This is a genomic window from Pseudoalteromonas sp. A757, assembly GCF_004103285.1.
GTDB lineage: Bacteria > Pseudomonadota > Gammaproteobacteria > Enterobacterales > Alteromonadaceae > Pseudoalteromonas > Pseudoalteromonas galatheae.
Window position 1 is genome coordinate 11815 of the sequence record NZ_QNQN01000048.1, and the last position, 13387, is coordinate 25201.

Sequence of the window (13387 nt, forward strand, 5' to 3'; positions counted from 1 at the left end):
ATACGTGATACCCGAACCTATGGCCCAATCTTGTAGCATCGATCTTAATCATATCGTGATATTGGAAATTAACCATGTGGCAAATTGTCGCGGTACCAAGTCAGTAGTGCAATCTGCTATCACCTTAAATAAATGAATTATTTTCACTATCACGATAATTCATTTATCCAGATAAGCTCCGTTCCGGTATGCTGATTTACATTTGAGCATTGTAGGGACAGTTTTTATGTGGATTTTATTCACCTTGCTAGCTGCTTTTTCTCAGGCTTGGCGAAATGCCTTTCAGAGCAAATTGAGTGAAAGCGCCTCCACAGCCAGTGTCACCCTAGCAAGATTTATTCTAGCCAGTCCACTCGCAGGGTTATATCTATGGAGTCTTTACCTGATTGCTCCCGCAGGGCCACTTGTCATTAGCAATGATTTTCTTGCCTATGTACTGGGGGCCAGTGTCATGCAGATCATCGCGACGGGGTTAATGGTGGTGCTGTTTAAGCAGAGTAATTACGCCATAGGTGCTGGACTTGCGAAGAGTGAGGCACTCGTGGCGGCAATTTTGGGCGTGCTCTTTTTTGGCTCTAGCTTAACTCTACTTGGTTGGCTTGGTGTCTTTATTGGTGCCATCGCGGTGTTGTTATTAAGTGGGTTTAGCCTGCGTGCTTTCAATGGGAAAACCGCACTAGTGGGACTTGCCTGTGGAACAAGCTTCGCGCTCACTTCTCTTTGGGTACGTGAAGCCAGTATCGCATCGGGCCTACCTTTTCCTTACAGTGCAGCCTGGGTGTTATTGTTAGTACTGGTTTGCCAAACTGTGATGTTGAGTATGTATTTGACGATACGCGAAGCACACTCTTGGCGCGTACTGTGGCAACGCCGCAAACTGACGCTGGCCATTAGTGTTAGCAGTTGCATCGGTTCTATAGGCTGGTTTAGCGCAATGAGCCTAGAGCATGTAGCGTACGTAAAAACACTCGGCCAAATCGAAGTGTTTTTCACTTTGCTTATCTCTTTCTTATGGCTCAAAGCACCGGTAAGGAAGCGCGACTCAATGGGGCTCTTACTCATCGCCATCGCCGCTATTTTGGTTATGCTAACTTAAGTACCACAACCCCACTGATGATAAGTAACACGCCCAAGTAGCGCATAAAACTACTTGGGTCACCGTAGAAAAAGATACCCACTAAGAATGTGCCAGCCGCGCCAATACCCGTCCACACCGCATACGAGGTACCCAGTGGAATTTGTTTTTGTGCCAGCCATAACATCCAACCACTCAAGGCCATAAAACCAACGGCTATCACTATACCTAACCAACGAGTATCGGCTTGCTGAGCCATTTTCAGACCAACGGGCCACCCTATTTCAAACAAGCCAGCCATAATTAAATAAACCCACGCCATACTATTTTTGTTTCAACTCCACAGAATACAGGTCTTTTCTTCGGTCTCGTAAATTACGCACCGTTCCTTCACTATGCAATATTTTGAGTTTATCTAAGTCTAAGTCACTAAATAACAGCATTTCCGTATTTGGTGTTGCTTCGTTGAGTGCGGCATCATGAGGAAAAGCAAAGTCCGATGGCGTCAACACCGCTGACTGGGCGTACTGCACATCTAGGCTTTCTACCTGTGGCAAGTTACCAACGCTTCCTGCGATAACAACGTAGCATTCGTTTTCAACCGCACGGGCCTGCGCGCAGTGCCTTACCCTTAAATAGCTGTTTTTTGTGTCAGTCCAAAATGGTACAAACAAAATATCCAGCCCTTTTTCAGCCATGATCCGCGATAGCTCTGGAAACTCCACGTCGTAGCATACTTGGATCCCCACTCGGCCCGCATCCGTATCGAACACTTCAATTTTATCGCCACCTTTGATAACCCAATCGTAGTCTTCGTGAGGAGTAATATGAATTTTACGTTGTTCATCCACTTTGCCGGAGCGGTGACACAAGTAACTGACGTTATAAAGTTTATCGCCCTCAAGTAGCGGCATAGAGCCCGTGATAATATTGGCATTGTACTCAATCGCCATTTGCGACATAGCGGCTCTAAACTGCTCTGTATACGTTGCTAATGCTCGGATAGCTTCGGTCTGATTTTTATAGCTTCCAAGGCCCATTAGGGGCGCGTTAAAAAATTCAGGAAACAGGATAAAGTCACTTTGATAATCAGAGACTGTGTCCACAAAATACTCTACCTGTTGCATGAGCTCCTCTACCGATTCCACCCGGCGCATTTGCCACTGTACCGCCCCTACTCTGACAATGGTTTTTTTACTTTCGATCACAGTATCGGTAGGCTCGAAGAGAATGTTATTCCACTCCAACAGCGTCGCATAGCCTTCGGAGTCTTGATCTTCAGGTAGATACTGTTTCAACAATCGCTTTACTTGGAAATCGTTGGCAAGTTGGAAGCTTAGAATGGGGTCGTGTAATTCTTTATGGTCGACTTTGTTTATATACTCCATTGGCGACATGCTGCTGCGGAATTGCTTATAAAGCGGGATCCGACCACCAGCTAAAATCGCACGTAAGTTGTACTGACGACAAAGCTCTTTACGGGCATCATACAGTCGCCGACCGAGACGCAGACCACGGTGGCTTTTGGCTATCACTACATCAAGTCCGTACAGTGCATCGGCATTACTATCACTGAAGATTCGGCTATGCGCATCAACAATATCTTCATAAGTATGTGGGTTAGAAAAGGTTTGATAGTCAACTTGAACACTCAACGCAATACCCACTATACGATCGCCATCTTTCACGCCGATCTGTCCCTCAGGAAACTGGTCAATCAACCTAAATATCGTATGACTAGGCCAAGCACCACCAAGATCAGGGTAAGCTTCATCCATTAATGACTTGACCTGATCGTAGTCAGACTTTTCTAAGTTACATAGCGTGATCCGCGCTTTTTCTATAGACATATCAACTCCAAAGCTTATGTTATCTACCTATCTCTCACTCTACTACAGCCAACCTTGCTGAATGCTGAGCGAATAAACTGAGCTTAGGCCAAATAGACGGCAAATCACAATAGAGCTTCTATACTTATTTTATTGTGAACACCACAAGAGCTTACGTTTGACTAAATACCACCCTTACAGCAAACCAGACCAAGTAGAAGCATTAAAATTTGCATTATTACGACGCGTGGCTTTGTATTGCATGTGGCTACATGCCGGTCTTATAGGTGTGTTTTGGCATCTAGAGGTGAACATACTCGCTTTGATCAATGTGTGGAGTGTGCTGATGTGGTACACCGGAATTAAACTCATTGATGCGAGTAAACCCTCTATCGCACTGCGGGTTTTCTGTCTAGAAGTGGCCATACATGCAACACTGGTATGTGCCTACTTAGGTATGTCACTTGGATTTCAATACTACCTCTGGACAGTATCTTGCCTTATGTTGTTAGATTACCAACTCAGGTTACGTAATGCCGTTATTTATTCCGTTGTGTTGATCACACTATTCGCAGCCTTGGAGTTGTTGTTCGGTGATATTGCCTATCAATATCGCTATCAACAGTTGCTCCCGTACGTGCATTTTGCCAACGTACTCATATGCGGTATACCCATGATTTATACGATCAGCCACATACGAAAAATGACGGTTCAACAAAGAGATAAATTAGAAGAACTCGCTGCACACGACCCACTCACACAAATGTTCAACCGCCGCTATGCGCGCGAGCTTATCACTCACGCGAAAGAAAGCTGTATCTCTACTCACTCTCCTTTATGTTTAGTAATGGCGGATATTGACCACTTCAAAAAAATCAATGACACCTTTGGCCATGACAAAGGAGATCAAATCTTAAAAAGCGTGGCCGAAACGATTAAAGCACATATTTACCCTGCGGATATTGCCGTTCGTTGGGGCGGCGAAGAGTTTTTAATCGTGCTGGCACCTTGCTCTTGCGGAGAGGCAATGCAGCGTATGGAAAAGTTACGACGAGCCGTTGAAGCCATAAGCTTTGAAAACGAAATTCTTAAAGTCACCATGAGTTTTGGCGTTGCCAGTTGGGATCCCAGCCAATCTTTTGAGGTCATCATTCAACATGCCGATGCAGCACTTTATGACAGCAAACACTCTGGACGAAACCGGATTACTGCAGCACCGATTTTGCGCGTATCGGAGGGAGTAAGTTAACTCCCTCATACATTCTATAAATTTATTTTACTTAGAGGAATTAGGTGTGATAACTATCTGATGGGTTATTTTGCTTGGTAACAGAGGAGTATCTCCCCCTTCGGCATAGTCATTAAACCCAGTACGATAAAATGGCGATAACGGATGTCCACTTTGGCCACCAGCAACCGTCAGAATCGCATTTTCTAAGTGACCAGGCTGAGCAATAAAACGCTGTGACGCACCAAATGCTTTACCTTGCACCGCTGGCATAAAGGTATCACCAAAGGCCTGCGTAGTTGGCATATCCAATAACCCACTGAGCATTGGCATTTGTTTGGAGAACGGGTGCTGCACTTTGAGTGCGTTCACATCACCCCAACGCCAAGCCGCCATATTACTGCCGTAGCGCTCGCTGAGTTTTTGCTTAGCGAGTTGATATGCTGCCAGCTCGAGTTCATTCCAGCTGCTATGCGCGCCAAGCCAGCTATTTGGCTGCTCAGTTAACAGCTGCCAAAGGCCTGGTTCGAAATAACCTTTAACAGATTTCAGCGACAAGCTCTGCGTTTGTAAATATTGCTCTAACGGCGCATATAGAGTGTCTATCAACGCATTACGATAGGCTTTCACTAAAGTGTAGCCAACCGAATCTGCGCAAGCGCAACCCTGCCAATCTTTAAGTAGCCTTAAGTCTTTTTCAAAAGACGTTGAGTCTTGCGTTTGCAATAACTTGACTAAGCGCTCATGCCACGGCGTTAAAAACTTTGCTTGGTTATCCAATTGTAACTGATAAAAATCGGCTTCACTGAACACTTGTTTACTTATCAAACCGTCCCGGATCTGTACTGCACGCGCTCCCGGTGCGTAGCCTCCATCCCCAAAGCGTTGATTATCTTCGGTAGACACAACTCGAGCGTTTGCAGTCCATAACTTACCGCTTTCTGGGTTTTGTACCACCGGGCGAATGCGCTCGTTGTTTTGCCAAGCAGATTCATATTCTTCCTGCTTCAGCGCAGTGTCACGAGCAAACTTGCGAGCGGGAATAGCACCTATCGGCGTCCACGCAGCACTACCTTGACTATCGACTACCACCAAATTTTGGACTGGAATGCCAACATTTTTTGCGTGCGCAGTCGCTTCTCCAACTTCAGAAAACAGCTCAAACTGTAAAAGCTCTAAATTGACTGCATAAGGCTGGTGCGCAACCCAGCTGAGCGCGAACTTTTTATCACCTACCTGTTTTACTGGGCCAAAGGCACTCATTTCCAACTGATAGGTATGCACCTCACCGCTGGGTAACATAATCTCTTCAGCAATCTGCTGTGTTTTGGTGTCGCTATTAAGTTCAACCCAATCGGCAACATCTAAATAGCCATTCGTAAACCCCCATGCGATGTGATGATTGCTACCAACAACAATAGCAGGTGCACCAGGTAAAGACACACCTGTTACTTGTACCTCTTTGCCTCGCTCCTGATAGTTTAGCTGTGCGCGATACCAAATTGATGGCACGGTTAAGCCCAAATGCATATCGTCCGATAACATTGCTGCTCCCGTTTTCGTTAGCGCACCAGTTACCGCCCAGTTATTACTACCATAAAGTGGTATATCTTCAATATGCGAGGGTTGATGTTGTGCCAGCTGAGGCTCGATAACCGGAATTGCAGCAGTTGGTGCGGTTATTACACTGCCATCCAACGCAGCTTGATGGTGACTGGGCTGCAAAATGAAATCGAGCATACCTTGACCGTACTGCTGCTTAAGAGCTATCAAGGCTTCATCGCGTTCAAAGTTTGCCGTTTGTAGATCTAAATACATACTGAAAATAACCAGCAAACTATCCTCTGGCAGCCAAGGTTTTGGCGTAGTTCCAAGTAACAAATACTCAAAGCTAGTAAATCCAGACTGCGCCCGACCATCATTTACGCCTTGCGTGTAACGTTCAAGCATTAGTTGATATGATTCCGGTAAAGACATCACAATAAGCTTTGCCCGCTTCCTAAACTGATGAAATCGCATGCTTTCATCAAGATTTATTGCTGCTGAGCCGAACAACTCACTCAACTCACCTGCCGCATTACGGCGCAATAAATCCATTTGAAAAAAGCGATCTTGACCATGCGCAAAACCCAAGCCATAAGATGCATCCGCTCGCGAGTCCGCCGACACCACCGCTTGCCCTATCGCATCTCGCGCGATCGTCACGGTACTATCTATCGTGGTAGCACTTCCTTTTCCATCAAGCGCAGGTAAACTCAAAGCTAGCAGACCATAGATAGTGGCAGTCCCTAATAATACGAGTAACAGCAGTACAACAACAATTCGTTTAATCCAAGTAAGCATGGCTATCCTTTCACAATGTATTCAGCGCTAATTTATGTCTAGAAGATATATCATGTCATCAGCCAATAAACCAATATTCTCGACTGTGTCACAGATATAAGGCAATCAGGTTAAAGCGTTTTATTTTAGTCAATTAGATTTCGCTTTGTGAGGACTGAACTATAGTTAAGTCATCATCTTAAACACAGAAGCACCATGATCTCTGAACTATCAACATCACCACTTAAATTTCGCTTTGTAAAATATAGCTTCTGGCTGTTGCTAGTCGTGATCATCGCGGTGGCATGGTATGTTGATCAAGTAAACTATCGCCGCTTAATCGCGATAGAAAAGAGCCGCTCAACTGAGGAAGTAAATGTCTACCGTACCAAAATGGAAGGAATTTTGGCAAAAAATGTTCAATTGGTCAGAGGGTTAGGTATTGCACTTTCAGATCAGTCAGAGCTATCTCAAGCTCGCTTCGAACAGCTCGCGAGACCACTTTTCGACAGCAGTCAAATTCTGCGAAACATCGGGGCGGCGCCAGGTATGCGGCTCGATTACATCTACCCTTTGAAAGGCAATGAAAAAGCCGTAGGCCTAGACTATCAAACTCATCCCACACAAAAATACGGTGCGTTACTCGCCAAAGAGAGTCGTGAAATCGTGATGGCAGGACCTCTAGAATTGATTCAGGGTGGCACAGGGTTAATTGCTAGAGTTCCTGTCTACACTGAAAAAACTCAGTTCTGGGGACTGCTCTCTGTTGTACTCGATATGGATAACCTCTATCAACAAGCGAACTTTACTGCTCTTGAAAGTCAATATCTCATTGCAATTCAAGGCGTCGATGGCAAAGGCCGAGAGGGAGATTATTTTTACGGCAATCCCGATATTCATGCGCTCGCGCCTATCTCTTTTAAGGTTAACGTCCCCTCAGGTGAGTGGGAGCTTTATGCGGTGCCTCGTATAGGCTGGCATCCAGAAGCAACCGCAGTGTGGCCTTTTCGCCTCGCCATCATCGCACTTATTATTATCGTTGTTGGCGCATTTATCTTTATAAATCAACTCCTATCGCAACTCCAGCGCAATGCGCTGTCGCTTACCAATATGGGTATGCTTGCTGAAGTTGGTGCTTGGGAAATCAACATCAAAACCCGAGATATTATTTGGTCAGACGTCACCCGTAATATTTTTTGCGTACCAAGACAGTTTCAACCTACTTGGATGAACACTACTGAATTTTTTAAAGCCGGTTTGCACAGAAAGCGTTTGCAAGACTGTGTGGATGACTTGATAAAAACAGGCCATGAGTTTGAAGAAGAATTTATCATCCAGACGCACGATATTCGTAAACTTTGGGTGTTGGTGAAAGCGCGCGCTATTCGCCGTGGCAAACGCACTACCCACATTTTTGGTTCGATTCAAAATATTCATAAACGAAAGATGATGGAGATAGAACACGATAAGTTTGCCAAAAACAATGAGCTGCTTGCTTATTTGAGCTCACATGAAGCCATTTTAAATAACCACCTAAATCAGGCCTTATCACTATGCGCAGACGCTTGTAAAAAAGGAGCTGAGGTCAATAGAGTTAGTATTTGGCAGTTTAACGATGATAAAAACTTCTTAATACCCGTGTGTTTTTCGCATGCAACCGCAGATAGTCTTGAACATTTTCCCCCTTGGCGAAAAGCGATAGCGTCTGAGTTCTTTAGTGAAATCGAAAAAGGCCAATTAATCGCAGCTGAGCAAGCAAAAACCCATCCAGCAACGATGGCTCTGACCACAACTTATCTTGAACCTTTTGAAATTAAAGCAATGCTCTGTTGTCCAATCAGCCATAAGAATCAAAACCTAGGCGTACTCTGTGCCGAGTATGACGTCGTGAGCCCTGCTTGGGGCCAAAGCGATATCCGTTTAATAAAATCTATTGCCGCGATGTTAGGTAGCTTATTTATTAATAAGGTACATCAAAAGGCAAAAAATCAAGCCATCATTGACAAAGACTTAGCAGAGCAATCTGCAAAAATGAAAGCTGAGTTTTTAGCTAGCATGAGTCATGAAATACGCACCCCCCTCAATGGTGTGATGGGTATGGTTGAGCTCGTCATGCACTCACAGCTCACTCCGACTCAACACCACCAGCTATCTTTGGCGCATGGCTCAGCGAAATCTTTGCTCACCATCATTAATGATATTCTCGACTTCTCAAAAATCGAGGCTGGTAAACTAACGATAGAGTTTGTCGAGTTCGATCTTATCGAGATGCTAAGTAGTATGTTGTCAGGGTTTGTAAACGCCGCAGATACCAACAATAACCGACTACATATCGATTTATCTGGTATGAAAATCCAGTCCGCGCAAACGGATCCCAACCGCCTCAAACAAATTCTCAATAACTTGTTAAGCAATGCGATTAAATTCACCCATGATGGTTCGGTGACATTAAGTTGTCATACCGAACAAGCGGGCGATCAAACTTGGCTATGGTGCAGTGTGGAAGATACCGGTATTGGCATTTCAAAGGATAAGCTCAATAAAGTGTTTGATTCATTTACCCAAGCTGATTTATCAACTACTCGGCAATATGGTGGCACAGGGCTTGGTCTCACCATTGCAAAGCAGTTATCGCAATTGCTCGGTGGCGACCTACAAGCATTTAGTAAGGAACACGTTGGCAGCACGTTTTCCTGCAATGTGCTTTTGACAGAAGCTAAGCCTATTACCGTGCATGAGAAATCAGACAATTCAACACTATATATCTTAACCGATACCGACGAAGACTACAGTAAACTACTGAAGCCTTGGCATATTACGTGTTTACACATGCAGCAACTTGATATGCTCATGACACAACTACAACAACCATCCTCACATCTTGCTGTTATTTTGGATGCTAAGTTACTCGATGCTGCGCCGCGTAAGATGCAACAAGCTCTCAAAACCCAGCTAGCACAACAACAAATCGTTCATGTGATTGCCTTTGAACAGCAAAGTCGCGAAACGCTCTCGTTATTCTCCTCTTGTGAGCAGATATACTACCCCATTACACCTCATGCAGCGCTTCAGGTTTTCAACTCTGATTATCAAGATCCAGACAAGCCGAAATACGCCAAAACTGACTCATCAAGCGGCACTAACCCCCTGTTAGAATGCTCAATCTTATTGGTAGAAGACAACCGGATAAACCAAACCGTTGCGATGACGATGTTAGAGCGTCTAGGCGCCAAAGTGGTCTGTCAAGAAAATGGGGAGTTAGCACTTGCACACTTACAATCAACTAGCAAATCTTATGATGTGATTTTAATGGATTGCCAGATGCCAGTGATGGATGGTTATCAAGCAGCACAGCAAATCCGCCAAGGTGTTGCTGGAAAAACCCATCAGCATAGCGTGATCGTAGCGCTAACCGCCAATGCGATGCAAGGAGACAGAGAGAAATGCCTTGATGCAGGTATGGATGACTATCTCACCAAACCCATTGACTTTGAAGCACTAAAAGCCAAACTTCTACAAATAAAACCACAGCAAACAACTCAGACGCCTTCGCCTACAGTCCAACAAAGTTAGTTCATGCGCTTTGCTACAGCTAAGATTGGTATTATATTGCTACTATCAAGATGATGTTATTCATCTCATTAGCAACAAAAAATAAGGAAAGTGATGCAATTAGATACTCAAGAGCAACGTGTACTGGGTAGCTTAATCGAAAAGCAAGTCACCACCCCAGAACAATATCCAATGTCACTCAACGGCCTTACCAATGCGTGCAATCAAAAATCGAATCGCGAGCCGGTGATGGAACTCTCTCAAAATGACGTACTAGACACACTGACCCGCCTACAAGAAAAACGCTTAATTACCTGTGACGAGGCACTGTCAGGTCGCGTCGACAAGTATAGTCAGCGTTTTTGTAACAGTGATTTTGGTCACCTTAAAGTCAACGCAAAACAAAAAGCGATTATCTGTTTATTGTTATTGCGTGGCCCACAAACCCCCGGTGAACTGCGCACCCGCAGCAACCGTCTCGCAGAATTTAGTTCCGTACAAGATGTTGAATCAACATTAAGTGCGATGCAAGAACATGATTATGTGGTTAAGCTCGCCAGAGAGCCTGGAAAACGAGAAAGTCGATATCAACATTTGTTTGGCGATCAAGTAGTTGAACCTGCAGTCACCTCAGCAGAATCTTTAGCAGGCACACAAAATGACAGTGAAATCGAAAGCTTGATTGCAGAAATTGAACAATTAAAGCAAGAACTCGCCACCATCAAAGCACATTTAGGGCTTTAAAAAGCGCGTCAGCACCAACATAATAGAGGTTTGTCGCCCCGATAGTATTGAGGAACCAGTATGCGTGAAGCAATCATGGCCGAAATGAAAGTTCAGCCAATTATTGACCCAGAATTTGAAGTCAAACGACGTGTCTCATTTTTAAAAGCACGATTACAAGCCTCTGGCTGCTTCACCCTTGTGCTCGGCATAAGCGGAGGGGTTGACTCTTCAACCTGCGGCCGTCTATGCCAGCTAGCTATTGATGAGCTTAATGCTGAACATGATACCGGGGCTTATAAATTTATTGCTATGCGCTTGCCGTATGGTGTTCAAGCTGATGAAGATGAAGCTCAACTAGCACTTGAGTTTATCCAACCTAGTCAGCGCTTAACAGTCAATATCAAACCTGCAGCTGATGCCATGCACGAGCAGGCGCTCGCTGCTATGGCGGGTGGAAGCATATCACTGCCTTCACAAGCCAGCGTGGATTTTATTAAAGGAAATGTAAAAGCACGCCAGCGCATGGTTGCGCAGTATGAAATCGCTGGCCTGACTCGTGGTTTAGTGGTCGGCACCGATCATAGCGCTGAAAACATCACCGGCTTTTACACCAAGTTTGGTGACGGCGCCTGCGACTTAGCGCCCTTATTTGGCTTGTCAAAGCGCCAAGTTCGCGCACTAGCTGCTTTTCTCGGAGCACCTGCTGGATTAGTACATAAAGTGCCAACAGCCGATCTTGAGTGCGACCGCCCAGGCCTTTCTGACGAAGAAGCGCTGGGACTAAGCTATGACAATATTGATGACTTTCTTGAAGGTAAGCCCGTTAGTAGCGAAGTGAGCGACAAACTTATTGCCATCTATCAGCGTACACAACACAAGCGTCAACCAATTCCTACGGTATACGACGAACAATAGTATTGTTGGCAGGAGATAACTAGTTAATTATTCATCCTGCCCCCTAACCTCTCAATTCACAAGGTGATTAACTTATGAGCCCAGCAGCTGCACCTATTTTAATTACTGGTGGCGCACAGCGCATTGGACTTGCTTTGGTGAAACACTTTCTCGCTAAACAGCAAGCCGTCATACTGACGTATCGCACCAGACACCAAATTATCGATGAACTAGAATCGCTAGGTGCCATTTGTATCAAGGCTGATTTTGACGAGCCAGAAGCAATCACGCAGCTCAACAATCAAATTCGTGCTCATACCAGCACCCTCAGTGCTATCATCCACAATGCATCGAGCTGGGATTGTGAAGCTAACAACCCTGATTTTTCAGCATTATTCGATAATATGATGCGGATCCACGCTAAAGTCCCTTATTTGATCAATCATGCCTTGAGCGATTTATTGACTGCCAACAATAACGTCAGTGATGTGATCCATATTACTGACTATGTAGTAGAAAAAGGCAGTCCAAAACACATTGCCTATGCCGCTAGCAAAGCTGCATTAGATAACTTAACTCGGTCATTTGCCGCTAAGTTTGCACCTAAAGTCAAAGTGAATAGCATCGCACCTTCTCTCATCATCTTTAATCAAGACGATAGTGATGAGTACAAGGCAAAAACTTTGAAAAAGTCTATTATGGGAATTGAGCCTGGTAGCAAAGAAGTTATCAATAGTGTCGACATGATACTCTCTAGCAACTATATGACAGGACGCACGGTACAAATCGACGGTGGCCGCCATTTGAGGTAACGCATTATGCAAGACAAATTACAACAGAGTTATAAAACGATTATTGAAGCCGTGGGTGAAGATGCAGACCGCGAAGGGTTATTAGACACACCAAAGCGCGCAGCGAAAGCGATGGAATATCTGACTCAGGGTTACCGTCAAACACTGGATGAAATCACCAATAACGCGGTATTCAGCTCGGATGCCGATGATATGGTGCTGGTCCAAGATATAGAATTGTACTCTATGTGTGAGCACCACCTTCTACCTTTCGTTGGTCGTTGCCACATTGCTTATATACCTAGCGGTAAAGTGCTTGGCTTATCTAAATTTGCCCGAATTGTTGATATGTTTGCCCGTCGATTTCAAATCCAAGAACAGCTAACTCATCAAATCGCCAAGGCCGTTGAGGAAGTCACTGGCGCAAAAGGCGTTGGCGTGATCGTTGAAGCCAAACATATGTGTATGATGATGCGTGGAGTTGAAAAACAAAACTCTAGCATGCGAACGTCAGTCATGCTTGGTAACTTTAGAAGCGACCCCAAAACCCGCAACGAGTTTTTACAGTTAGTGAAAGGATAAACACGCTATGTCGAATGCCATTATCAAGGTGACAAATTTAAGATTACGTACCTTTATTGGTTTTAATCCCGAAGAGCGGGAGAAAAAGCAAGATGTCGTGATCAATATTGAAATTCACTACCCAGCTGATACGGCATGTTTAGATCATGATAACGTGGCCCATGCGCTTAATTACAAAACGGTAACTAAAGCGGTCATCACGCGAGTAGAAGAAGGCCACTTTTTGTTACTTGAGAAGTTAGTGGCTGACATACTCGCTGAATGTCATCAACATCAAGACGTGACCTATGCAAAAGTCACCGTAGATAAGCCACACGCTTTGCGTTTCGCTGACTCAGTGTCGCTCACACTTGATTGGCACAGGAACTAAGCGAGCTGACACTGGTAG

Annotated in this window: 11 protein-coding genes; 8 read left to right on the forward strand and 3 right to left on the reverse strand. The window is 44.8% G+C overall.

The genetic code is table 11. The features are described 5' to 3' along the window. Positions 1-226 precede the first annotated feature (226 nt). Positions 227-1096 carry a multidrug transporter gene (locus DRB05_RS00980; protein WP_128725280.1) on the forward strand — a complete coding sequence of 290 codons (870 nt, stop codon included), beginning with the start codon at positions 227-229 and terminating at the stop codon, positions 1094-1096. Here DRB05_RS00980 and DRB05_RS00985 read toward each other — a convergent pair. Next, positions 1083-1397 carry a multidrug efflux SMR transporter gene (locus DRB05_RS00985; RefSeq protein ID WP_010604216.1) on the reverse strand — a complete coding sequence of 105 codons (315 nt, stop codon included), beginning with the start codon at positions 1395-1397 and terminating at the stop codon, positions 1083-1085. The two genes, DRB05_RS00980 and DRB05_RS00985, sit on opposite strands and share 14 nt — an antisense overlap. A 1-nt stretch (position 1398) precedes the next feature. Next, the gene (locus DRB05_RS00990) at positions 1399-2925 is read right to left on the reverse strand and encodes a bifunctional GNAT family N-acetyltransferase/carbon-nitrogen hydrolase family protein (RefSeq protein ID WP_128725281.1); all 1527 of its coding nucleotides are present in this window, start codon (positions 2923-2925) and stop codon (positions 1399-1401) included. 157 nt (positions 2926-3082) lie between these two features. Here DRB05_RS00990 and DRB05_RS00995 point away from each other — a divergent pair, with 157 nt between their 5' ends. Next, entirely contained in the window at positions 3083-4153 is a 1071-nt protein-coding gene (locus DRB05_RS00995; protein WP_128725282.1) for a GGDEF domain-containing protein, read from the forward strand. A 27-nt stretch (positions 4154-4180) separates the two neighbouring features. Here DRB05_RS00995 and DRB05_RS01000 read toward each other — a convergent pair whose 3' ends face one another. After that, the gene (locus DRB05_RS01000) at positions 4181-6475 is read right to left on the reverse strand and encodes a penicillin acylase family protein (RefSeq protein ID WP_128725283.1); all 2295 of its coding nucleotides are present in this window, start codon (positions 6473-6475) and stop codon (positions 4181-4183) included. Positions 6476-6670: 195 nt separating this feature from the next. On the opposite strand from DRB05_RS01000, the gene DRB05_RS01005 reads away from it, so the two are divergent. From DRB05_RS01005 to folX, 6 genes are all read left to right on the forward strand, one after another. Continuing rightward, the gene (locus DRB05_RS01005; RefSeq protein WP_128725284.1) at positions 6671-10027 is read left to right on the forward strand and encodes an ATP-binding protein; all 3357 of its coding nucleotides are present in this window, start codon (positions 6671-6673) and stop codon (positions 10025-10027) included. Between the two features lie 93 nt (positions 10028-10120). Beyond that, positions 10121-10750: a DUF480 domain-containing protein gene (locus DRB05_RS01010; RefSeq protein ID WP_128725285.1), complete on the forward strand. Its 630-nt coding sequence runs from the start codon at positions 10121-10123 to the stop codon at positions 10748-10750. Positions 10751-10810: 60 nt separating this feature from the next. Beyond that, positions 10811-11647 (forward strand): ammonia-dependent NAD(+) synthetase, encoded by an 837-nt coding sequence (gene nadE / locus DRB05_RS01015; protein WP_128725286.1) that lies wholly within the window; start codon positions 10811-10813, stop codon positions 11645-11647. A 74-nt stretch (positions 11648-11721) separates the two neighbouring features. Beyond that, complete coding sequence (gene folM, locus DRB05_RS01020) at positions 11722-12438, forward strand: dihydromonapterin reductase (protein WP_128725287.1); 717 nt, start codon at positions 11722-11724, stop codon at positions 12436-12438. Positions 12439-12444: 6 nt separating this feature from the next. Beyond that, the gene (folE, locus tag DRB05_RS01025; RefSeq protein ID WP_128725288.1) at positions 12445-12999 is read left to right on the forward strand and encodes a GTP cyclohydrolase I FolE; all 555 of its coding nucleotides are present in this window, start codon (positions 12445-12447) and stop codon (positions 12997-12999) included. 7 nt (positions 13000-13006) lie between these two features. Then, a complete protein-coding gene (folX, locus tag DRB05_RS01030; protein WP_128725289.1) occupies positions 13007-13369 on the forward strand; it encodes a dihydroneopterin triphosphate 2'-epimerase in 363 nt (120 codons plus the stop codon). Positions 13370-13387: the final 18 nt, after the last annotated feature.

Coding starts and splice junctions, on each gene's coding strand:
- DRB05_RS00980 (WP_128725280.1), top strand. CDS start 227: ATGTGGATTTTATTCACCTTGCTAGCTGCTTTTTCTCAGGCTTGGCGA.
- DRB05_RS00985 (WP_010604216.1), bottom strand. CDS start 1,397: ATGGCGTGGGTTTATTTAATTATGGCTGGCTTGTTTGAAATAGGGTGG.
- DRB05_RS00990 (WP_128725281.1), bottom strand. CDS start 2,925: ATGTCTATAGAAAAAGCGCGGATCACGCTATGTAACTTAGAAAAGTCT.
- DRB05_RS01000 (WP_128725283.1), bottom strand. CDS start 6,475: ATGCTTACTTGGATTAAACGAATTGTTGTTGTACTGCTGTTACTCGTA.
- DRB05_RS01005 (WP_128725284.1), top strand. CDS start 6,671: ATGATCTCTGAACTATCAACATCACCACTTAAATTTCGCTTTGTAAAA.
- DRB05_RS01010 (WP_128725285.1), top strand. CDS start 10,121: ATGCAATTAGATACTCAAGAGCAACGTGTACTGGGTAGCTTAATCGAA.
- nadE (WP_128725286.1), top strand. CDS start 10,811: ATGCGTGAAGCAATCATGGCCGAAATGAAAGTTCAGCCAATTATTGAC.
- folM (WP_128725287.1), top strand. CDS start 11,722: ATGAGCCCAGCAGCTGCACCTATTTTAATTACTGGTGGCGCACAGCGC.
- folE (WP_128725288.1), top strand. CDS start 12,445: ATGCAAGACAAATTACAACAGAGTTATAAAACGATTATTGAAGCCGTG.
- folX (WP_128725289.1), top strand. CDS start 13,007: ATGTCGAATGCCATTATCAAGGTGACAAATTTAAGATTACGTACCTTT.